The organism is Ectothiorhodospiraceae bacterium 2226 (assembly GCA_013348725.1).
In the GTDB taxonomy this organism is placed as follows: Bacteria; Pseudomonadota; Gammaproteobacteria.
In genome coordinates this window covers 2,723,879-2,745,534 of the sequence record CP054689.1, presented here as the reverse complement: position 1 = coordinate 2,745,534, position 21,656 = coordinate 2,723,879, and the positions used below count along the sequence as shown (strand labels likewise).

The window sequence follows — 21,656 nt, the reverse complement described above, 5'->3', positions numbered from 1 at the left end:
GGCGGTTTCTCGCATATCTGCCGGCCCGTGCTTGTGTGGGCCAGGACCCGCCGCGTTATAATCGGCCCGAATCAGCGGTGGAGGAATTTCCGTGGCGACGATCACGCTGTCCTTCAAGGGGACGGTCATCAAGAGTTACCCCCTGGAAGAAGGCGAGAACCTGATCGGCAGCGATCCAGAGTGCGCCATTCGTATCGACAGCCTCGCAGTTGCGCCGCGGCACGCGCGCTTGTGCACGCGCGGTCGCGAGACCACGCTTGAGGACCTGGGGCAGGGGGACGGCACGTTCGTGAACCATGAACCGATCGCCGCCGCTACCGCGCTGGCCGATGGCGACGTGGTGCGCGTGGGCAAGCACACCCTCACCTATCTGAGCGGTGCGCAGCAGAGTGCAGCGGACGAGGACGTCGGTCGGTCCTTCGAGGTCAATGCCCCCAGCGCGGCTTGGCTGCAAATTATGAACGGCCACAACGTGGGCAAGACCATCAGCCTCAACCGCGCGCTCACCAACATCGGCAAGAAGGGCGTGCAGACCGCGGTGATCGCGCGCCGTAACGGCGGCTTTTTCCTGTCGCACCTCGAAGGGCCGCAAAGCGTATTGGTGCAAGGCGCCCCGCTCGGCGACCGCATTCGCCGGCTGGACGATCAGGACGTGATCCAGATCGGCAACGTCAAAATGCAGTTCTACCTGCAAAGCTGAGCCGGCCGGTAGCAGTCCGCCCCCCTCGCCTTATAGCCACGCCAAGGCGTCGGCCAGGCGCTCCAGCGGTATCACCTCCAGCCCTTCCACCCCGCCGCGGCGCGGCGCATTGGCCTTGGGGACCAGCGCCCGCGTAAAGCCGTGCTTGGCCGCCTCCCGCAGGCGCTCCTGACCGTTGGCCACCGGCCGCAGTTCGCCGGCCAGTCCCACCTCGCCGAAGGCGACCAGCCCTTGCGGTAGCGGCTGTCCACGCAGGCTCGACAGCACGGCCAGCAGCACCGGCAGGTCCGCGCCGGTCTCGGCCACGCGCACGCCGCCCACCATGTTGATGAAGACGTCCTGGTCGTGCGCGGCCACCCCGCCGTGGCGGTGCAGTACGGCCAGCAGCATGGCGAGGCGGTTTTGGTCCATACCGAGGGCGACCCGCCGGGGGTTGGACAGTGAGCTGTCGTCCACCAGCGCCTGCACCTCGACCAGCAGCGGCCGCGTGCCCTCGAGGGTCACCATGATGACGCTACCGGGAACGGGCTCGCTATGGCGGGACAGAAAGATCGCCGAAGGATTGCTCACCTCGCGCAGGCCCTGCTCGGTCATGGCGAACACACCCAGCTCGTTCACCGCGCCGAAGCGGTTCTTGATCGCGCGCAGCACACGGTAGCGCCCGCCGGTCTCGCCCTCGAAATAGAGCACGGTGTCGACCATGTGCTCCAATACGCGCGGGCCGGCGAGCGCGCCCTCCTTGGTGACATGCCCGACCAGGAACAGCGCGCAGCCGCTCTCCTTGGCATAGCGCACCAACTGGGCGGCGCTCTCGCGCACCTGCGACACCGAGCCGGGCGCGGATTGCAGGGCCTCCACATACGCCGTCTGGATGGAGTCGACCACCATCACCTGGGGGCGCTCGCCGCGCGCGAGCGCAAGCAAGCGGTCGACGGAGGTCTCGGCCAGCACGCGCAGGCCCTCGACGTCGAGACCGAGTCGCCGCGCCCGAAGTGCGACCTGCTGCGGCGACTCCTCACCGGTGACGTAGAGATTGCCCGCCCGCGTCGCCAACGCCGCCAAGGTCTGGATGAGTAGCGTGGACTTGCCGATGCCCGGATCGCCGCCGATCAGGATCACCGAGCCCGGCACCACACCGCCGCCCAGCACGCGATCCAGTTCCGCCAGCCCGGTGGCGGCCCGCGCCTGCGCCTCCAGGGGCACCGTGTCCAGCGACTGCACCTGGGCGGCGGCGGCCGCGCCCGCATAACCGGTGCTGCGCGCGGGCGCGGCGGGCGCCAGCGCCTCGGTCAGGGCGTTCCAGGCCCCGCACTCGGCACACTGGCCTGCCCATTTGGGCGAGAGCGCACCGCAGGCGTTACAGGCGTACTGAAGCTTGCTGCGTGCCATGGGCCGCTACGCGACCACGCGCGCATGCGGCGCCGCGACGACCCGCGGCACACGCCGACTCACGCCGCACAGCAAGTCGTAGGGAATGGTCCCGGCGTGGCGGGCGACCTCCTCGACCGCCAACCCCTCGCCCCACAGCACCACCGGATCGCCCGGTTGCACCGGCGGGTGGCCGCGCAGGTCGACCATGATCATGTCCATCGACACGCGGCCCACCAACACGGCACGGCGACCGTTGACGAGCACCGGCGTGCCGTTCGGGGCTTGACGGGGATAACCGTCGCCGTAGCCAATGGCCACCACACCGATGGTCATGTCCGTGGGGCAGGTGTAGGAGCCGCCGTAGCCGACGCTCTCGCCGGCTTTGCAGGACTGCACCGCAATGACGCGCGAACACAGCGTCATCACCGGACGCAGGCCCAGCTCGCTCGCGTGCTGGTCGTGGAACGGGCTGACGCCGTAGAGCATGATGCCCGGGCGTGCCCAGTCGCTGCGCGCCTCCGGCCAACCCAACAGGCCGCCCGAGTTGGCGATGGCGCGCTCGCCGGGCAGGCCGCCGACGGCCTCGTCGAAGCGAGCCAGCTGCGCCGCGGTGGTCTCGTCCGCCCGGTCATCCGCGCGCGCCAGGTGGCTCATGAGCACGATCCCGCCGAGGCGCGGGCGCAGCGCGTCCAGACGCGCCCAAGCCGCGCGGGCCCTCTCCGGCGGAAAACCCAAGCGATGCATCCCGGTGTCGACCTTCAGCCACACGGCAGGCAGCCGCACCCCCTCGGCCTCCTCCAGGAGCGCGATCTGCCCCTCTTGGTGCACCACCGGCTCCAGGCGATGACGCGCAAGGAGTTCCAGTTCGTCCCGCCGCGTGTAGCCCTCCAGCACCGCAATGCGCCGCGTGACACCCGCCTCGCGCAGGGCGAGCGCCTCGTCCAGACGCGCCACGCCGAGCGCGTCGGCATCCAGCGCCCGCGCCACGGTGACCAGGCCGTGCCCGTAGGCGTCGGCCTTGATGATGGCCATTATCTTGGCCCCCCGCGCGGCCGTTCTCGCGAGCGCAAGGTTATGCGCCAATGCACCGAGATCGATGCGCGCATGGACCGGCGGCCTCACGCGTAGCCTCCATCGTCGTAGCTGTCGCGGGTGAAGTTCTCGAAGCGCGTGTACTGTCCGAGGAAGGTCAGGCGCGCCGTGCCGATGGGGCCGTTACGCTGCTTCGCGATGATGATCTCCGCGGTGCCCTTATCGGGGCTGTCCTCGTTGTAGACCTCATCGCGATAGATGAACACGATCACGTCGGCGTCCTGTTCGATGGCGCCCGATTCGCGCAGGTCGGACATCACCGGCCGCTTGTTGGGCCGCTGCTCGAGGCTGCGGTTGAGCTGCGAGAGCGCGATCACGGGTACTTCCAGCTCCTTGGCGAGGCCCTTCAAACCGCGCGAGATCTCCGAGATTTCGGTGGCGCGGTTCTCGCTGCGGCCGCTGCCCGAACCCTGCATGAGCTGGATGTAGTCGATGACGATCAACCCAAGGCCGTGCTCGCGCTTGAGTCGGCGGGCGCGGGCGCGCAGGTCGGTGGGCGAGAGCGCGGGCGTGTCATCGATGAACAAGGGCGCCTCGGCCAGGATGCCGACCGCCGAGGTCAACCGGGGCCAATCGTCGTCGTCGAGTTTGCCGGTGCGCACGCGGTGCTGGTCGATGCGCCCGAGGGACGACATCAGACGCATGGCCAGCTGCTCGCCCGGCATCTCCATACTGAAAACGGCCACCGGGAGCTGGTGCTTGATGGCCACGTTCTCCGCGACGTTCATCGCGAAGGTGGTCTTACCCATCGACGGACGCCCGGCGACGATGACGAGGTCGGAGTTCTGTAGACCCGAGGTCATCTCGTCGAAGTCGGTATAGCCGGTGGGCGCGCCGGTGTAGGGGCTGTCCTGCTGGAACAGGCGGTCGATGCGGTCGACCGCGCCGACCAGGAGATCCTTGATGCCGACGAAGCCGGCCCGGCCGCGGGCGCCCTTCTCCGCAATCTGGAACACCGCCTGCTCCGCCTTATCGAGCAGTTCGGCACTGGTACGGCCTTCGGGATTGAACGCGCTGTTGCCGATCTCGTTGGCGACCGAGATGAGCTGACGCAGGATGGAGCGCTCGCGCACGATCTGCGCGTAGGCCTTGATGTTGGCGGCGCTGGGGGTGTTCTTGGCTAACGCGCCGAGATACGCCAGGCCGCCGGCCGGGTCGAGGTCGCCGTGCTTCTCCAGCCACTCCGAGACCGTCACCACGTCGACCGGATGCCCTTGCTCGCACAAGGCGCCGATGGCACCGAACACCAGGCGGTGGTCGCGGCGGTAGAAATCCTCCGCGATCAGAATATCGGCGACTTGGTCCCAGGCGCCGTTGTCGAGCATGAGTCCACCGAGCACGGATTGCTCGGCTTCCACGGAATGAGGCGGAACCCGCAGCGCCTCGGTCGCTTCGTCCGGCGGCGCGGCTGGGTAATCCAACTCCTGCATGAGCTTCCCCCAAGAAGTCGGTGGGCGCGAGCGCGCCCACCTCGGATCATCCTTCGTTGTGCCGGGGGAAGCGTGGGCCTTACTCGGCCTCGATGACGACCTTCACCGCGGGCGCGACGTCGGCGTGCAGCATAACGCGCACGTCGTACTCGCCGACCTCGCGCAGCGACTGACCGCCCATGTCGATCTCCTTACGGGAGATCTCCTCCCCGCTTGCCTGCGTGATCGCCTCGGCAATCTCGGCGGGGCTGACGGTGCCGAACAGACGACCCTCGTCGCCCGCGCGGTGCTTGATGGTCACGCTGAGCCCCTCGAGCTTCGCCGCGCGACCCTCGGCGGCGGCAACCGCCTCGGCCAGCGCCTTTTCGAGTTCGGCGCGACGCTCCTCGAACTTGGCGATGTTGTCCGGCGTTGCCGCTACGGCCTTGCCTTTAGGCAGCAGGAAGTTGCGTCCGTACCCGGAACGCACTTTCACCCGGTCCCCCAGGTTCCCCAGATTTTGCACTTTCTCCAGCAGAATTACATCCATCGCGTCACACCTCTCTAAAGCCCCACACCCGCGCTACGCCTTGCTTGCGACGAGCGCGCGAAGATTCAACCAGGTATCGCCGACGCCCAGCAGCGCCAGCACCACCGCCCCCATCGGGAAGGTAAACAGCAACACCGCATACAGGCCCACCAGCCAACCGACGTGCAAGCCCCGCGCGCCGGCCAGGCCGTGCACCACCGCCACGCCCTGCACCAAAAACAGCAGCCCCAGCACCCACAGCAGGTCGAGCGCGAAGCTGCCCAACCAACCCGGCATCAGCGCGCCGACCGCGATCAGGCCGAGGCCGAGCAGCGCCATCGGCTGACCGAGGCGCAGGCCGTGGAACTCCTCCCGAAACCCGCCGGGGTTATACAGCCGCGCCTGCCACCAGCGCGCCAGCAACAGCGATGCGCCGATGTTGATCAGCATTACCGCGGCCAGCATGCCGGTCATCAGCCGCGCCGCCTCGTCCGCATGCTCGAACAGGGGCGCCGCGTCCTCGCCGAGTTGCCCCTGAAGGTTGTGCAGCACCTCAGACCACCACGCGGCCGGGTCCGGCACCAGCAGGTGCACAGCGGCCACGAACAAGGCCGCCACCAGCGCCGCCATCTGCAGCGCGCTCGGCAACGACACCGTCTGATAAAGCACCAGCGCCGCCAACCACACCGGCAGCCACACCGCCAGAGCCAAGGCAATAGCGAGCTGCGGCCCGCCCGTCAACGGCCAGGCGATGGCGCCGGCCACGGCCGTGGCGATCACGGTGACCAACAGCGCCTCGTGGGCCCCGTGGCGCAACGCCACCAAGCCGACGGCCGCCCCGCTCACCCATAAAAAGGGGGCACTGAGCGGCATGAACAGCATCGCCAATAGCGCGCCGCCGACCGTCACCAGCGCGGCCGGCACGCGGCCGCGCATGATGTAGCTGGCCAGCGCCTGCATGCGAGCTTCCGAGTGCTTAGCTGTGACCGTCGGTGTAGGGCAGCAGCGCCAGGAAGCGCGCGCGCTTCACGGCGGCTGCCAGCTGCCGCTGGTACTTGGCGCTGGTGCCCGTGATACGGCTCGGTACGATCTTGCCGGTTTCGGTCACATTGGCCTTGAGCGTGGCGAGATCCTTGTAATCGATCTCCTTGACGCCCTCGGCGGTAAAGCGGCAGTACTTACGACGACGAAAAAAGCGTGCCATGGTTATGTCTCCCTAAGAGTCAGGTGCGACGGGGACGCTGTCCCCGCTCTCCAAATGTTCAGCGTGCAGTACGAGAAAACGTGCGCTGGTGCGGTAACTGGCGCGGGCGAGATAGCCGCTGGCGCGGACCAAAGCCCCCTCGCCAAGTGCCTGCGCCTGCTTCGCGAGCGCGCCGCTGGCCACCACCTCCAACTCGCAGCCCACCTCCCGCAGCCCGCCTTCGTGCGCGCGCTGCGAGTGATGACGTAGGACGAAACGCGTGATCGGCACGCCGGCCGGCGAATAACGCAGTTGCGGTGTACCGACCACCCGCCCGGCAATCGTCACGCGGTTGTCCACGCCGCTAGGCGCGGTCGCGCGTTTCCTCGCGTTCCTCGCGTTCCTCGCGGTTCTTCGCCAGCGGCGAGGCTTCGGTCACCGCCTCGTTGCGCGCGATCACCAGGTTGCGGATCACGGCGTCGTTGAACCGGAAGGCGCTTTCGAGTTCGCGCAGCGTCTCGAGGTCGCACTCAATGTTCATGAGCACGTAGTGCGCCTTGTGCACTTTATTGATGGGATAGGCGAGCTGGCGGCGGCCCCAATCTTCGAGGCGATGGATCTTGCCCTCGGCCCCTTCGATGGTCGCGCGGTAGCGCTCGATCATCGCGGGCACCTGCTCGCTCTGGTCGGGATGAACCAGGAAAACGATTTCGTAGTGTCGCATGTTGCTCCCCATGGATGGATGACCAGCCTCCCTCGAGTCCCGGAACGGGCCCGGCAACCGAGGTGAAGCAAGGAGTGGCGGGCTATAGCCAACGAGCCCCCGCCGAGCTAAAGCGGCGGAGTGTAACAGAGGAAGCGAGTTGGAACAATGCGTTCAGGGCGCCGTGCGCTGGCGCGCCGCCTCGAACAGACAGACCCCCGCCGCGACCGAGACATTGAGGCTTTCCACCCGCCCCGCCATGGGGATACGAATCAACAGATCGCAGTGCTCGCGCGTGAGGCGGCGCAGCCCAGCGCCCTCGGCCCCCAGCACCAGCGCGAGCGGACCGCGCAGATCGGCCTGGAACAGGGATGCGTCGGCCTCGCCCGCGGCGCCGACGATCCAGATGCCGCGCGCGGCCAGGGCCCGCAGGGTGCGCGCGAGGTTGGTCACCTGCACGAACGGCACACTCTCGGCCGCCCCGCTGGCCACCTTGCGCACCACCGGCGTGAGCCCGCAGGCGCGATCGCGCGGCGCGATGACGGCGTGGGCGCCGACGGCGTCCGCAGTGCGCAGGCAGGCCCCGAGGTTGTGCGGGTCCTGCACCCCGTCTAGCACCAACAGCAACGGCGGTCCGTCCAGCGCGTCCAGCAGGCCTTCGAGCTCATCCTCGGTCAGCGCCCCACCGCCCCGCTGGCTCGCCACCACACCCTGGTGGCGAGCCCCTTCGGCCAGCGCGTCGAGCCGCGCCGCCGGCACCCGTTGCACGGGCACGCCGTAGGTGGCGCACAGCGCGGCGAGCTCCTGCAGGCGCCGGTCGTCGCGGCCGCGATCCAGCAGCACCTCGGCGAGCTGCTCCGGGGCCGACTCCAGCGCCGCCCGCACGCTGTGCAGGCCGTACACCACAACCGTGTCGCGTGCCATCAACGCTTGCGCAGGGGCCGCATCCCGCGGCGGCGCCGGCGGCGCGCCGGCACATCGGCCTCGTCCGCCACCAGCTCGAAATCGATCTTGCGATCCTCCAGATCGACCCGCGCCAGCTTCACGCGCAGCGGGTCCGAGAGCCGGTAGACCTTATTCGTGCGCTCGCCCACCAGGCGGTGCTTGGCGGCATCGAAGTGGTAATAATCGTTGCTGAGACCGGTGACATGGACCAGCCCTTCGACGAACACCTCTTTGAGCTGCACGAACACCCCGAATCCGGTGACGCCCGTGATGATGCCGTCAAACTCCTCGCCCACCTTGTCCATCATGTATTCGCACTTCAGCCAATCGGTCGCATCGCGAGTGGCCTCGTCGGCGCGGCGTTCGGTGCGCGAGCAGTGCTCGCCGAACGACTCCATGTCGGTGTGTCCGTAGCGGAAGGTATGCGGCCGACCGCGCTGCAGCACGTGCCGAATGGCGCGGTGCACCAGCAGATCGGGATAGCGGCGAATCGGCGAGGTGAAGTGGGCGTACGCGTCGTATGCCAAGCCGAAGTGGCCGATGTTGTCGGGCGAATACACGGCCTGCGCGAGACTGCGCAGCATCACGGTCTGGATGAGCCGGGCGTCGGGCCGCTCGAGCACCTGCTCCAGCAGCGCGGCATAGTGCTTGGCGCGCGGCTCGTCGCCCCCGCCCAGCTGCAGGCCGAACTCTCCGAGGAAACCGCGCAGGTCGGCCAGTTTCTCCGCCTTGGGGCCGCCGTGCACGCGGTACAGCGTCGGCATCTCCTGCTTCATGAGGAAATGCGCCGTGCTCACGTTGGCCGCCAACATGCACTCCTCGATGAGCATGTAGGCCTCGTTGCGCTCGACCCGTACGATGGTCTCGATCTTGCGCTCGGGCCCGAACACGATGCGCGTCTCGTCGGTCTCGAAGTCGATGGCGCCGCGGCGCCGCCGCGCCCCGCGCAGCGCCCGGTAGACCCCCTGCAGGGCGTCCAAATGAGGCAGCAGAGACCCATAGCGCTGGCGCTCGGCCTCGTCTCCCTGGAACAGCATCGCACCCACTTCCGTATAGGTGAGGCGCGCGTGGGAGCGCATCACGCCCTCATAGAACTCCCACGACTTCAGATCGCCGCGCGCACCGATACGCATATCGCACACCATGCACAGCCGATCGACCTGCGGATTGAGCGAGCACAGACCGTTGGACAACACCTCGGGCAGCATGGGAATGACGTGGTTGGGGAAGTACACCGAGTTACCGCGTTCGCGGGCCTCGGCGTCCAGCGCGGTGCCCGGCTGCACGTAATGCGCCACGTCGGCGATCGCCACCACCAGGCGCCAGCCGCCGTCCACCGGCTCGGCAAACACGGCATCGTCGAAGTCGCGCGAGTCCTCGCCGTCGATGGTCACCAGCGGCAGATCGCGCAGATCCACCCGCCCCTCCTTGGCCACCTCCGGCACGTCGGGCGCCAGGTCCTGGATCTCGGCCTCCACCATGGGCGACCACTCCTGGCGTAAGCCATGGGCGCGGATCGCAATGTCGATCTCCATGCCCGGCGCCATCTGCTCACCCAGGATCTCCACCACCCGGCCGATCGCCTGGCGGTGGCGCGAGGGTTGCTCCACCAGGTCCACCACCACGATCTGACCCTGCGTCGCGCTGTAGCGCAGATCCGGCGGCACCAGAATGTCCTGCGTCAACCGCTTGTTGTCCGGCTTTACGAAGCCGATGCCGGCCTCCAGCACCAAGCGGCCGACCACCTGCTGGGTGTTGCGTTCCAGCACCTCCACCACGGTGCCCTCGCGGCGCCCGCGCCGGTCCAAGCCGCTGACGCGCGCCACCACGCGGTCGCCGTGCAGCACACCCTGCATCTCGCGCGCCGACAGGAACAGGTCGTGGGAGCCGTCTTCGGGCACCAGAAAACCGAAGCCGTCGGGATGCCCCACCACCGAGCCGCGCACCAGGTCCATCTTGCTGATCAGGCCGTAGCCGCCGCGCCGATTGCGAATCAGCTGCCCGTCGCGCTCCATGGCGCGCAGCCGCCGCCGCAGCGCCTCGAGATCGCGCTCCTCGTGTAGATCAGCCGACTCGGCCACCTGCGTGAGGGTCATCGGCACCCCGGTCTCCTCCAGCAGGCGCATGATGTATTCGCGGCTGGGGATGGGGTGTTCGTACTTGGCCGCCTCGCGCTCGGCGTAGGGGTCGTGCTTGGGGCGTTTCTTGGACATCGTATCCCTCGTTGGCCGGCTGCCTGCCGGCTCCCAAATCAATCAGTTTAAATGCTCACAAACGTCGCGCCCAGTTCGGCCGCAAGCGTTGACATGCGCGGGGGGCGGCGGTAAAGTGCGCACCTCTTGCGGCCACGCCGCGAGAAAAGCCGAGGTGGCGAAATTGGTAGACGCGCTAGCTTCAGGTGCTAGTGGGGGAAACTCCGTGGAGGTTCAAGTCCTCTCCTCGGCACCACTTCAAGACAAACAGCCCGCTTCGTGCGGGCTGTTTTCGTTTCAGTCCCCCGCGCCGCCGCCCCCGGCCGGCGCGCGCCGGCACATCCCTGTGCCGCAGGAAGCTGTGAAGAGTTCAGAGCTTCCTTAGCTCTCGAACGGGTCGCGCCGAACGATCGTCTCGGCCCGATCGGGCCCTGTGGAGACGATATCGATCGGCACGCCGCACACCGCTTCGATGCGGGCTAGGTAGGCGCGCGCCGCCGCCGGCAGTGCCTCGTACTCGCGCACGCCCACGGTGGACTCCGTCCAACCCGGCATATCCTCGTAGACCGGCTCGCATTGGGCGTAAGCGTCCGCCCCGACCGGCGGCGTCTCGCGCACTTCGCCGTCACAGCGATACCCGATACATAAGCGCAGCGTATCCAGCCCGTCGAGCACGTCCAGCTTGGTGATGCACAAGCCGGTCACGCTGTTGATCTGCACCGAACGACGCAGCGCCACGGCGTCGAACCAGCCGCAGCGACGGGCCCGCCCGGTGGTGGAGCCGAACTCATGGCCGCGCGCGGCCAAATGCTCGCCCATCGCGTCCATCAGCTCGGTGGGAAACGGGCCGGAACCCACGCGGGTGGTGTAGGCCTTGGTGATACCGAGCACATAATCCAGCGTGGCCGGCCCCACCCCGCTGCCGGTGGCCGCCCCGCCGGCGGTGGTGTTAGAGGACGTCACGAACGGGTAGGTGCCGTGATCGATATCGAGCAGAGCGCCCTGTGCGCCCTCGAACAGCAGACTCGCGCCGCGCTGCTGGTGCTGATAGAGCAATTCGGGCACGTCATCCACCAGCGGCGTGATCTGTTCGGCCAGGGCCATCGTCTCATCCAGCACCTGCTGGAAATCGAACGTGTCGGCCTTGAAGTAGTGCTGCAGCACGAAGTTGTGGTAGTCCAGTACCTCGCCGAGCTTGGCCGCGAAGCGCTCGCGGTGGAACAGGTCGCCCACCCGCAAGGCGCGGCGCGCGACCTTGTCCTCGTAGGCGGGTCCGATCCCACGCCCGGTCGTGCCGATGGCGGCGCTGCCGCGCGCGCGCTCGCGCGCATGATCGAGCGCCACGTGGTACGGCAGGATGAGCGGGCAGGCCTCGCTGATGCGCAGCCGCTCCCGGGCCGGAACCCCTTTTTGCTCCAGGCCCTCCAGTTCCTCCAGCAGAGCCTGCGGCGAGAGCACCACGCCGTTGCCGATCAGGCACTGCACGCCCTCGCGCAGAATGCCGGACGGAATGAGGTGCAACACCGTCTTGTTGCCGTCGATAACCAGCGTGTGGCCCGCATTGTGTCCGCCCTGGAAGCGCACCACCGCGCCGACGCGGTCGGTGAGCAAATCGACGATCTTGCCCTTGCCCTCGTCGCCCCACTGGGTCCCGATCACGACTACGTTCTTGCCCATCGCTCCATCCGCTTGAAGGGTCATGTGGTTGTGTCCATGCGCGCCGCGGCGCGCTCAGCGGCCGCTGTCGAGCGGCACGACCTGCCAATCGTCGCCTACCTGCACCAGGCGCCGGTCGCAGCCCAGTTCGCCCGGTTCGCCGCGTTGCCCCGGTAGCCCCATGACTACCCGCTCCCCCTGGGCACGCAGCGCCTGCACCCGCGCGCGCAACCCGGCGGCATCGGAGGCCGGCACGAAGATACCGCGCGCCGCCGCAGGCGCGGGGGGCGCCGCCTGCAGCAGTGTCTTGAGGTCCGCACTAAACCCGGTGGCGGGGCGCGCCCGGCCAAACACCTTGCCAATGTCGTCATAGCGCCCGCCCTGCGCCACCGCCTGGCCGACGCCGGGTACGAAAGCCGCAAACACCGCGCCGGTGTGATAGTGGTAGCCGCGCAACTCAGCCAGGTCGAAGTGCAGCGGCACTTCGGGCTGCTGGGCGCGCACCAAGGCATCGATCGCTTCGAGGTTGTCCAGGGCCACCTGCACCGCCGGCCCCGCTGCGCGCAGTGCCGCGCGGGCCTCGGCCAGCACCTCGCGCCCCCCGTTCAACTGCGGCAGGGCGCGCAGCATCGCAGAAAGCGAAGCATCCAGCCCGCGTTCGGCCAGGTCCGCCTCCAACTCCGGCAGCGCCTTGCGCTGCAGGGCGTCGAACAAACGAGCCTCGGCGAGCGGATCGAGCCCCGCCTGCTGCGCCAGAGCGCGGTAGATACCTACGTGCCCCACATCCACGTGCGGCTGCGCGATGCCCACCGCGCGGAGGGTCTCGATCATCAGACACAAGACCTCCGCGTCGCTCTCCGGTCCGGCGTGTCCGTACAACTCCCCCCCGACCTGTAGCGGACTGCGCGATCCCGCAAAGCCGTCGGGGCGCGCGAGTAGGACCGTGCCGAGATAACACAGCCGCGTCGGGGCCTCGCGCTTGAGGTGGTGTACGTCGATCCGCGCCACCTGCGGCGTCATGTCCGCGCGCACGCCCATCAGTCGCCCGGACAGCTGATCGATGAGCTTGAAGGTCTGCAGGTCGAGGTCGTTGCCCGTGCCGGTAAGCAGCGAATCGAGATACTCGATCAGCGGCGGCATGACCAACTCATACCCCCAACTCGCGTACAGGTCCAGCAGCTGCCGGCGCGCCTGCTCGAGCTGTGCCGCCTGCGGGGGCAACACCTCTTCGATGCCGGCGGGCAGCACCCAGCGGTCCTGATCGGGGGGCAGATACGCGCTCATAGGAACACGCCCTCCGTGCGCGGAGGTCGGGAAGGATTGGCTGGGATGTGTGCTAAGCGCCGCATGGGGCGCGATTGTACGGGATTTCGTAAACGGTGTCGCCCGCGGCCAGGGTGGCCGCGGCCGAGCTCAGGCGCCGCGCAAGGCGTAGATCAAGAAGGCCCCCAACAGCATGCTGGCGAGACCGGCCCAGCGCAGCGCCGATTCGGGAATACTCGCCATTTGCATAAGGGTACGCCGAAAGCCCGCCGGGCTCAGAAACGGCATCACCCCTTCCAACACCAACAGCAGCGCAAGCGCGATGAGTAGTTCTTGCCACATATGCCCTTCTCCGATTGCGCGCGCGCCGGTGATGCCGCGGCGGCGCGCGGGCGCGATACTCGCCGCCCACGTGCCGCCGCACACCTCAGTTGGCCCGCGCGGAGCCCCTTGCGCCGGGCATGCTACCGGTGAAGTACTTGAAGAACTCGGAATCCGGTTCCAGCACGAGCACGTCGTTCTGGCTGTTGAACGTCGCGCGATAGGCTGCCAGGCTGCGGTAGAGCGAGAAGAACTCCGCGTCCTCCGAGAAGGCCTCGGCGAAGATCGCGGCCGCGCGGGCATCGCCCTCACCGCGGATGCGCTCGGCGTCTCGCTGCGCCTCCGCGACCAGGATGGTGCGTTGACGATCCGCATCGGCGCGAATGCGCTCGGCCGCCTCGGCACCACGCGAGCGGAGCTCGTTGGCCACACGCGTACGCTCGGCCTCCATACGACGATAAATGGACACGCTGATGTCGTCCGGCAGGTCGACCCGCTTGAGCCGCACGTCCACCACATCGATCCCGAAGTTACGCGCCTGACGGTTGGCGTGCGCGGTGATGATGTCCATGATCAGCGCGCGTTCGCCCGACACCACGTCCTGAATGGTGCGCTTACCGAACTCACCGCGCAGACCGTCCTTGATGATCTGCGACAGGCGCATGTTGGCCCGCGTCTCGTCGCCGCCCATGGTTCGGTAATAGGCGCCTACATCGTTGATGCGCCACTTCACGAACGCATCCACGCGCACGTTCTTCAACTCGGCGGTGAGGTAGCGCTCGGGCAACGCATCCATGGTGAGGATGCGGCCGTCGAACTTGCGCACGTTATTGATGAACGGGAGCTTGAAGTGCAAGCCCGGATCGATGTCCTCGCGGACGATCTCACCCAGGCGGAACATGATCGCGCGCTCGCGCTCATCCACGGTGAACATCGAGCCGTACGCCACGATCGCGGCGAGCACCAGCAACACCAGGATGCTGGTTTTCATAGCCTGTCCCATTAGCGCACCTCCCGGCTACGCGCGCGGTCGCGCTGCTGACGCGAGTCGACCGGCTGTCCCAGCGATTGGGGTTCGCGATGCTGCACGGCTTGGCCGCCCGCGCCCGCCGCGGCCTGCTGCATCACACGATCCAGCGGTAGGAACATCATGTTATTCGCGCCCTTGACGTCGACCAGTACTTTGTTGGTGCTGGAGAACACCGACTCGATGGTCTCGATGTAAAGGCGCTCGCGCGTGACGTCGGGGGCGCGCTGGTACTCGGCCAACACCTGCGAGAAGCGCGAAGACTGACCCTCGGCCTCGGCGATCATGCGGGCCCGGTAGCCATCGGCCTCTTCGAGGATACGCGCCGCCTGACCGCGGGCACGCGGGATGATGTCGTTTGCGTAGGCCTCCGCCTCGTTCTTCAAGCGTTCCTCGTCCTCACGGGCGCGGACCGCATCGGCGAACGCCTCCTGCACCTGCTCGGGCGGCTGCGCGTCCTGCATGTTCACGCTGGTGACCTCCAGGCCCGCCTGATAGTTGTCCAGGATCTGCTGCATGAGTTCGTGGGTCTGCATCGCCACCTGAGTACGACCGCCCGTGATGACGAAGTCCAAGGTGCTCTTGCCGACGATCTCACGGACCGCGCTCTCCATGGCCTGACGCAATGTTCCGTCCGGATCGCGCACGTTGAACAGGTAGTTGTGCGCATCGTTGACGCGGTACTGCACCACGAAGCGAATATCGACGATGTTCTCATCCTGGGTGAGCATCAGCCGCTCGTCGGCACGCATGCCCAGTTCGACACCGCGCACCTGCTCGATGTCGACGACCTCGACGCTCTGAATGAACCGCGGGTGCCAGTGCGGCCCAGGCAACGTGGTGGTGTGGTAGGCACCGAACATCAGCACCACGCCGCGCTTACCTTCGTCTACGATGTAGATACCGGACAGTGCCCAAATGACAATGGCGACGACGAAGATGAGCCCGATCCCCATGGGACTCGCACCACCGCCACCGCCGCTGCCGCCGCGCCCGCCGAACATGCCGGAGACGCGCGACTGCAGTTTCTTGATCATCTCGTCGAGATCAGGCGGCCCCTGGTTGCTGCCGCTATTACGGCCGCCCCAGGGATCCTTGCCCCCGGAACCGGGTTCATTCCACGCCATGGGAATACTCCATTGCTGGGTGAAAGCGCCGCGCCGTTAGCTCTGAGCGCAGCACGTGCCGACCATTGCGCCGGCAAATCAAAGAGTGCAGATTCTATGGACCCTGGGTGGCCACCGCAAGCGCGGCCAAACCCGGCCCGGGCTCCTGGACCCACCGATCCAGGGCCTCGTCACGACACAGCGCCTCGTACTCCGCAGCGCCGAGGCGCACTTCCAATACGCTGGCACCGTCCGGATCAGTTGTCTCGCCGAGCACCGCGCCGAGTTCATACAAGCGGGCGCGGAGCCGACTGCTTTCGGCGGGTGGAAGTCTCAGCATGTAATGGACCTCGCCCCGCCCGAAATGTTCCCGCAGGGCCTGTTCCAGCACGTCGAGACCGGCGCCGGTGACGGCGGATACCCAGACCCGGCCGAGGCGCCCGTCGGGGCCGCGTTCGGCGTGCGGCGCGATCTCCAGGCGGTCGACCTTGTTGTATACCAGAATCTGCGGCACCTCGTCCGCGCCGATCTCTGCCAGAACCCGGTTGACCTGTTCGGTATACGCCGCGCGGTTGTCGTCGGAGGCGTCGACCACGTGCAACAACAGATCCGCCTCGCGCGTCTCCTGCAGCGTGGAACGAAACGCCGCCACCAGATCGTGCGGCAGGTGGCGGATGAACCCCACGGTATCGGCCAACACCACCGTCGCCCCGCCCGGCAACTCCAAACGGCGCAGGGTCGGATCGAGCGTGGCAAACAGTTGATCGGCGGCGTAAACGCCCGCGCCGGTGAGACGGTTGAACAAGGTGGACTTGCCGGCGTTGGTATACCCGACCAGCGACACCACCGGCAGCCCCGCGCGACGCCGCGACCGGCGCCCCTGTTCGCGCCGCGAGGATACCTTGGCCAGCTCGCGCTGCAGCGCCTTGATACGCAGATTGAGGAGGCGCCGGTCGGTCTCGAGCTGCGTCTCACCCGGTCCGCGCAGACCGATGCCGCCCTTCTGTCGCTCGAGGTGGGTCCAGCCCCGCACCAGACGACTCGCCATATGCTGCAGCTGCGCCAGCTCTACCTGCAGCTTGCCCTCGTGGCTACGCGCCCGCTGGGCGAAGATGTCGAGGATCAACCCGGTGCGATCCAGCACCCGGCACCGAAGTCGGCGCTCGAGGTTGCGCTCCTGGGCCGGGCTCAGGGCATGGTTGACCACCACGACCTCGGCCGCATGCGCCGCCACAGCCGCCTCGATCTCGTCTACCTTGCCCGAGCCGACGTAAAACGCGGGGTCGGGAAACTTGCGCGCACTGGTAATCACCGCCACCGGCTCTGCGCCGGCGGCGGTGATCAGTTCCTGGAACTCCAGCAGCTCTTCATCGGCTGCCGAACCTGAGGGATGAACGAGAACTGCGCGCTCGCCGCTGCGGGGCCTATCGAGCAACCGCGCCCCTCCCGCTCGCCGTGACCGGCGAGAGTCGCTTAAATGTTCTGAGGCTGATCGTCTGCACCCGTTTGGATCTTTACGTTCCGTGCCGGCACCACCGTGGAAATGGCGTGCTTGTAAACCATCTGACTGACGCTGTTCTTCAACAACACCACGAACTGATCGAAGGAATCGATCTGGCCTTGCAGCTTGATGCCGTTGACCAGATAGATCGATACGGGCACCCGCTCCTTTCGCAGCGTATTCAGAAAAGGATCCTGTAGCGCCTGCCCCTTGCTCATGTCACTGCTCTCCTTTTTTATTTATAGTTGTTGCCACTGTTCCGCGGCTCAGCCGCGCCTCTGGCATCGACCCACACGTTCCTTCGGCGGGCCGTCCCGCTCCAATACGGCACCAGGCCGCATTCGAGCCATTCCCAGTTTAGCACAGCGCCCATTCTAGAGAGCCAACCGCTCGCGGACCTCGGTCAGTGCGCGAGCGGTCAGATCCGCCGCCTGCGCATCGAACTCGACCCGATCCGACTCCGCCCGCAGCCACGTGAACTGACGCTTGGCCAACTGACGGGAGGCGACCACCGCCTGACGGACCATTTCCGGGTAATCAATCTCCCCGGCCAAGTGGCGCCACGCTTGGCGGTAACCGACCGCCCGCATCGACGGGAGGTCGGGGTGTAGATCGCCGCGTGCCATCAGCCGCCGCACCTCGTCCAACAGTCCGGCAGCCAACATCTCCTCGAAGCGCTGCGCGATGCGCGCGTGCAACAGCGCGCGGGTCGCAGGGGCAACGCTGAGTTTGAGTATCCGGTACGGCAAAGGTTCCGCCGCTCCGCGCGCGGTGAGTTCGCTCATCGCTCGGCCGGTCACCCGGTAGACCTCCAGCGCGCGCTGCAGCCGCTGCGGATCATTGGGGTGGATGCGCGCCGCGGCGGGCGGATCCACCGCCGCCAACTCCGCGTGCAGCGCCGCCCAGCCGCGGCGGCGCGCCTCGGCCTCGATCTCGGCGCGGACCGCCGGGTCGGCCGAGGGCAACTCGGCCAGGCCCCGCTGCAGGGCGCGAAAGTAGAGCATCGTGCCGCCCACCAGCAGCGGCAGGCGCCCACGGGCGGTGCTGGCCGCCATCTCGCGCAGCGCGTCGTCGCGAAACCGCGCGGCGGAGTATGGCTCCAGGGGGTCGAGAATATCCACCAGGCGGTGCGGCACGCGGCGCAGCGTGGCGGCGTCGGGCTTGGCGGTGCCGATATCCATCCCGCGATAGACCAAGGCGGAGTCCACGCTGATGATGTCGCAGGGCAAGTGCTCGGCGAGACGCAGCGCGAGTTCGCTCTTGCCCGAGGCCGTCGGCCCCATCACGAACAGGGCCGGCGGCAGCATCGCCCGCTCGCGGCCCATCATCGCCCCCGCAGGAACAGCCGGTCGAGTTCGCCCAGTCCGAGCTGCACCCAGGTGGGGCGGCCATGGTTGCACTGACCGCTGCGCTCGGTGGCCTCCATGTCGCGCAGCAGGGCGTTCATCTCGGCCACCGTGAGCGTCCGGTGCGCCCGCACCGAGCCGTGGCAGGCCATGGTAGACAACAGTCCTTCGAGGGAGGACTGCACCCGCGCGCTGGTGCCGTGTGCGACCAAATCGGCCAGCACGTCGCGCACCAGCGCCTCCACGTCCGCCCCGGCCAGCAGGGCGGGAATCTCGCGGGCGGTGATGTGCTCGGGACCGCTGCGCGTGAGCGTGAGGCCGAACCCGGCCAGCTCCGCGGCATGCTCCTCCGCCGCTTGCGCCTCGCGCGCGCTCACGTGCACCGCCACCGGTACGAGCAGCGGCTGCACCCGCACGGCGCGCGCCGCGTGCGCGCTTTTCAGCCGTTCGTACACCACCCGCTCGTGCGCCGCGTGCATGTCCACCAGCACCAGGCCGTGCGCGTTCTGCGCCAGGATGTAGATGCCGTGCAACTGCGCCAGGGCGTAGCCGAGCGGCGGCGCGCTTGTGGCGGTGGGCGCCGGGCAGGACTCTTGTGCGGGCGCCGCCTCTACGGGTAGCTCGCCGCCGAGTGCCCGATAGGCCGCGAGGGGCTCCGCCAAGGGCAACGCCCGGTTATCGCGCAGCAGGCTCACGGACGCATAGCGCTGCGCCGCGACGGCGGAATCTCCGCTCAATCGGGCACCGGGACTCGTGGGCTCGGCCGGCGCCGCGGTCAGCTCGGCGCCCGCCTCAACCATGCCCCCCGCGTGCGTGCCACCGGCACGCGCTTCCCCCAGTACCCGCGCCACGCTGCGCGCGACGAAGTCGTGCACCAGACGCGACTCGCGGAAACGCACCTCGTGCTTGGCGGGGTGTGCGTTCACATCGACCAGGCGCGGATCGAGTTCCAGAAACAACACGAACGCGGGGTGGCGACCGTGGTAGAGCACGTCGCGATAGCCGTGGCGCACCGCGTGGTTGATCAGCTTGTCGCGCACCATGCGGCCGTTGACGTAGAAATACTGCAGATCCGCCTGGCTGCGCGAGAAGCTCGGCAGGCCCGCCCAGCCCCACAGGCGCATGCCCGCCCCTTCCAGATCGAGCACCAACGCCTGGTCGACGAAGCTCTCGCCGCACAGCAGCGCCACGCGCCGCGCGCGCTCCAGTCCGCTACCCGCGGCGCGCAGCACATGCACCGGGCGTCCGTTATGGTGCAAGGCGAAGGCGACATCGAAGCGGCTGAGGGAGATGCGCTTGAGCACCTCCTGCAAATGCTGGAACTCGGTCTTCTCCGTGCGCAGGAACTTGCGCCGCGCCGGCGTGTTGAAGAACAGGTCGCGCACCGCGATCGTGGTCCCGGGCGGGTGCGCGGCCGGACGCGGCGCGCCCAGCGGCTCACGCCCCTCGCAGGCGACCATCCAGGCCTGCTCGGTGTCGGGCGTGCGCGAGGTCAGCGTGAGCCGGGACACCGAGCCGATGCTCGCCAGCGCCTCCCCGCGGAACCCCAGACTCGCCACCCGCTCCAGGTCCTCGAGCGAACGGATCTTGCTGGTCGCGTGCCGCCCCAAGGCCAGCGGCAGGTCCTCGGGCACGATGCCACCGCCGTCGTCACGCACCTGGATCAGGCGCATCCCGCCCTGCTCGACCTCCACCTCCACCCGCCCGGCCCCGGCGTCCAGGCTGTTCTCGACCAATTCCTTGAGCACCGAGGCGGGACGCTCCACCACCTCGCCGGCGGCGATCTGGTTGGCAAGCTGTTCCGGGAGAAGTTGGATCCGAGCGAGCTGCGTCATGGCGCACAGCTTAAAGCAGCGGCGCCCGCGGCCGCCAGCGGTGACCGCGTTTGGGAGTCCTGAGAGGGCGGAGGTGAGTCCGGCCGGCGCTAGCCGCCCCCGGCGTAGGGGATGCGCAACACGTCACCGACCTGCACCAGGTCGCCGTTCAATCCGTTCGCCTGGCGCAGGTTGTCCAGGCTGACGCTGTACCGCTGCGCGATCACCGATAGCGTCTCGCCCTGGGCGATCACATGGCGCCTCCCGCGCTGCGCCCACAGGGTATCGGGCGGCGGGTTGCGCATGAAGTAGGCCCGGATGCCGTCCATCATCGCCTGCGCAAGGGCACGCTGCTGACGGGCATCACGCAGCTTGCGCTCCTCTTCCGGATTGGAGATGAAGGCGGTCTCCACCAGGATCGATGGGATATCCGGGGACCGCAGCACCGCGAAGCCCGCATGTTCCACCTGCCGCTTGCGTACCGTGCCGGCGCGCTTCAAACCTTCCAGCACGCGCTGGGCCACCTCGGTGCTGGCCTCCAGGGAGGCCGATTGGGAGAGATCCAGCAGCACCGAGGCGAGCAGGTCGTCCTTGTCGTCCAGCCGCACACCGCCAACCAAATCGGCTGCGTTCTCGCGCTTGGCGAGCCATTTGGCCGCCTCGCTACTGGCCCCGCGGTCGGACAGCACGAACACCGACGAGCCGCGCGCGCGCTGATCGTGGAAGGCGTCGGCATGCACCGAGATGAACAGATCGGCGCGCCCGGCACGGGCGCGCTCCACCCGCTCGCGCAGGCTGATGTAGTAGTCCCCGTCGCGGATCATGAGCGCCCGCATACCCGGCTCGCGGTCGACCAGCTGCTGCAAGGCCCGCGCGATGGCGAGCACCACGTCCTTCTCGTAAGTACCCGAGGGACCGATGGCGCCCGGGTCCTCGCCGCCGTGACCGGCATCGATGGCGACGATGATATCGCGGTTCTGGGCGGGCGGCCGTGTCGGGACCTGACGCGCGACCGTGCGCGTGCGCTGCGGGTGCAGATCGATCACGAGGCGGTGGCCGTAGCCCTGGTTGGGCGGCAGGACGAAGGACTCGGGGCGGACATTGTCGCGCATGTCGAGCACCACACGCAGCCCCCCCCCGTCACGCACCGCAGTGCGGATGTCGCGCAACAGGCTGCGCTCGTAGCTCATCCCACTTACAGGGCGGGTGAGCCGCGCCCGCTTGAGGTCCACCACGACACGCGGGGGGTTGTCGAGGGTGAAAACGTGATAATCGGCTGGCCCGCTGAGGTCCATGACCACCCGCGTGCTCTCGGGCGCGGGCCACATACGCAGGGCCTGCACTTGCACGTCGGCATAGGCTGGCGTCAACAGGATCAGCGACAACCACAAGACGCAGATTGTCTTGGCTAGCCGCACCATTGGGCTCCCCCCCATAGGGCTTCTTCCTCAATTGTGCAGAGGCCGAGAAGATTTTCAAGCTATTTTTGCTTGAGTGT

At 67.9% G+C, this 21,656-nt stretch carries 21 protein-coding genes and 1 tRNA gene; 2 read left to right on the top strand and 20 right to left on the bottom strand.

Features of this window, described 5'->3' with window-relative positions; translation table 11 throughout:
• The first annotated feature begins 91 nt into the window (after positions 1-91).
• Positions 92-700, top strand: a complete 609-nt coding sequence (locus HUS23_13280; GenBank protein ID QKT04713.1) for an FHA domain-containing protein — start codon at positions 92-94, stop codon at positions 698-700.
• A 30-nt stretch (positions 701-730) separates the two neighbouring features.
• Here HUS23_13280 and radA read toward each other — a convergent pair whose 3' ends face one another.
• From radA to rnr, 10 genes are all read right to left on the bottom strand, one after another.
• The gene (gene radA / locus HUS23_13275) at positions 731-2,089 is read right to left on the bottom strand and encodes a DNA repair protein RadA (protein QKT04712.1); all 1,359 of its coding nucleotides are present in this window, start codon (positions 2,087-2,089) and stop codon (positions 731-733) included.
• A gap of 6 nt (positions 2,090-2,095) precedes the next feature.
• Entirely contained in the window at positions 2,096-3,193 is a 1,098-nt protein-coding gene (gene alr, locus HUS23_13270) for an alanine racemase (protein ID QKT04711.1), read from the bottom strand.
• Entirely contained in the window at positions 3,190-4,593 is a 1,404-nt protein-coding gene (dnaB, locus tag HUS23_13265) for a replicative DNA helicase (protein QKT04710.1), read from the bottom strand. Before dnaB ends, alr begins: the two co-directional genes overlap by 4 nt.
• 79 nt (positions 4,594-4,672) lie before the next feature.
• Positions 4,673-5,122, bottom strand: a complete 450-nt coding sequence (gene rplI / locus HUS23_13260; protein ID QKT04709.1) for a 50S ribosomal protein L9 — start codon at positions 5,120-5,122, stop codon at positions 4,673-4,675.
• 33 nt (positions 5,123-5,155) lie between these two features.
• Positions 5,156-6,061 carry a hypothetical protein gene (locus HUS23_13255; GenBank protein QKT04708.1) on the bottom strand — a complete coding sequence of 302 codons (906 nt, stop codon included), beginning with the start codon at positions 6,059-6,061 and terminating at the stop codon, positions 5,156-5,158.
• A gap of 16 nt (positions 6,062-6,077) precedes the next feature.
• Positions 6,078-6,305 carry a 30S ribosomal protein S18 gene (gene rpsR, locus HUS23_13250; GenBank protein QKT04707.1) on the bottom strand — a complete coding sequence of 76 codons (228 nt, stop codon included), beginning with the start codon at positions 6,303-6,305 and terminating at the stop codon, positions 6,078-6,080.
• Between the two features lie 12 nt (positions 6,306-6,317).
• Complete coding sequence (gene priB / locus HUS23_13245) at positions 6,318-6,644, bottom strand: primosomal replication protein N (protein ID QKT04706.1); 327 nt, start codon at positions 6,642-6,644, stop codon at positions 6,318-6,320.
• 4 nt (positions 6,645-6,648) lie between these two features.
• Positions 6,649-7,008, bottom strand: a complete 360-nt coding sequence (rpsF, locus tag HUS23_13240; GenBank protein ID QKT04705.1) for a 30S ribosomal protein S6 — start codon at positions 7,006-7,008, stop codon at positions 6,649-6,651.
• A gap of 153 nt (positions 7,009-7,161) precedes the next feature.
• Positions 7,162-7,911 (bottom strand): 23S rRNA (guanosine(2251)-2'-O)-methyltransferase RlmB, encoded by a 750-nt coding sequence (gene rlmB / locus HUS23_13235; GenBank protein ID QKT04704.1) that lies wholly within the window; start codon positions 7,909-7,911, stop codon positions 7,162-7,164.
• A complete protein-coding gene (rnr, locus tag HUS23_13230) occupies positions 7,911-10,145 on the bottom strand; it encodes a ribonuclease R (protein ID QKT04703.1) in 2,235 nt (744 codons plus the stop codon). Before rnr ends, rlmB begins: the two co-directional genes overlap by 1 nt.
• A 148-nt stretch (positions 10,146-10,293) precedes the next feature.
• On the opposite strand from rnr, the gene HUS23_13225 reads away from it, so the two are divergent.
• A tRNA-Leu gene (locus tag HUS23_13225) sits at positions 10,294-10,380 on the top strand.
• A 125-nt stretch (positions 10,381-10,505) separates the two neighbouring features.
• Here the strand turns inward: HUS23_13225 and HUS23_13220 are convergent.
• From HUS23_13220 to HUS23_13175, 10 genes are all read right to left on the bottom strand, one after another.
• Positions 10,506-11,801, bottom strand: coding sequence for an adenylosuccinate synthase (locus tag HUS23_13220; protein QKT04702.1), 1,296 nt, complete (start codon positions 11,799-11,801; stop codon positions 10,506-10,508).
• Positions 11,802-11,855: 54 nt separating this feature from the next.
• Entirely contained in the window at positions 11,856-13,064 is a 1,209-nt protein-coding gene (locus HUS23_13215; protein QKT04701.1) for an ATP phosphoribosyltransferase regulatory subunit, read from the bottom strand.
• 129 nt (positions 13,065-13,193) lie between these two features.
• Positions 13,194-13,385, bottom strand: a complete 192-nt coding sequence (locus HUS23_13210; protein ID QKT04700.1) for a DUF2065 domain-containing protein — start codon at positions 13,383-13,385, stop codon at positions 13,194-13,196.
• A gap of 85 nt (positions 13,386-13,470) precedes the next feature.
• Positions 13,471-14,355: a protease modulator HflC gene (hflC, locus tag HUS23_13205; protein ID QKT04699.1), complete on the bottom strand. Its 885-nt coding sequence runs from the start codon at positions 14,353-14,355 to the stop codon at positions 13,471-13,473.
• Positions 14,356-14,366: 11 nt separating this feature from the next.
• Entirely contained in the window at positions 14,367-15,518 is a 1,152-nt protein-coding gene (hflK, locus tag HUS23_13200) for an FtsH protease activity modulator HflK (protein QKT04698.1), read from the bottom strand.
• Positions 15,519-15,612: 94 nt separating this feature from the next.
• Positions 15,613-16,932, bottom strand: coding sequence for a GTPase HflX (gene hflX, locus HUS23_13195; protein ID QKT04697.1), 1,320 nt, complete (start codon positions 16,930-16,932; stop codon positions 15,613-15,615).
• 38 nt (positions 16,933-16,970) lie between these two features.
• Entirely contained in the window at positions 16,971-17,216 is a 246-nt protein-coding gene (gene hfq, locus HUS23_13190) for an RNA chaperone Hfq (protein ID QKT04696.1), read from the bottom strand.
• 156 nt (positions 17,217-17,372) lie between these two features.
• Positions 17,373-18,323 carry a tRNA (adenosine(37)-N6)-dimethylallyltransferase MiaA gene (miaA, locus tag HUS23_13185; GenBank protein QKT05089.1) on the bottom strand — a complete coding sequence of 317 codons (951 nt, stop codon included), beginning with the start codon at positions 18,321-18,323 and terminating at the stop codon, positions 17,373-17,375.
• Positions 18,323-20,179 (bottom strand): DNA mismatch repair endonuclease MutL, encoded by a 1,857-nt coding sequence (gene mutL / locus HUS23_13180; GenBank protein ID QKT04695.1) that lies wholly within the window; start codon positions 20,177-20,179, stop codon positions 18,323-18,325. The genes miaA and mutL overlap by 1 nt, the downstream gene beginning before the upstream one ends.
• Positions 20,180-20,268: 89 nt before the next feature.
• Entirely contained in the window at positions 20,269-21,579 is a 1,311-nt protein-coding gene (locus HUS23_13175; GenBank protein QKT05088.1) for an N-acetylmuramoyl-L-alanine amidase, read from the bottom strand.
• Positions 21,580-21,656 lie beyond the last annotated feature (77 nt).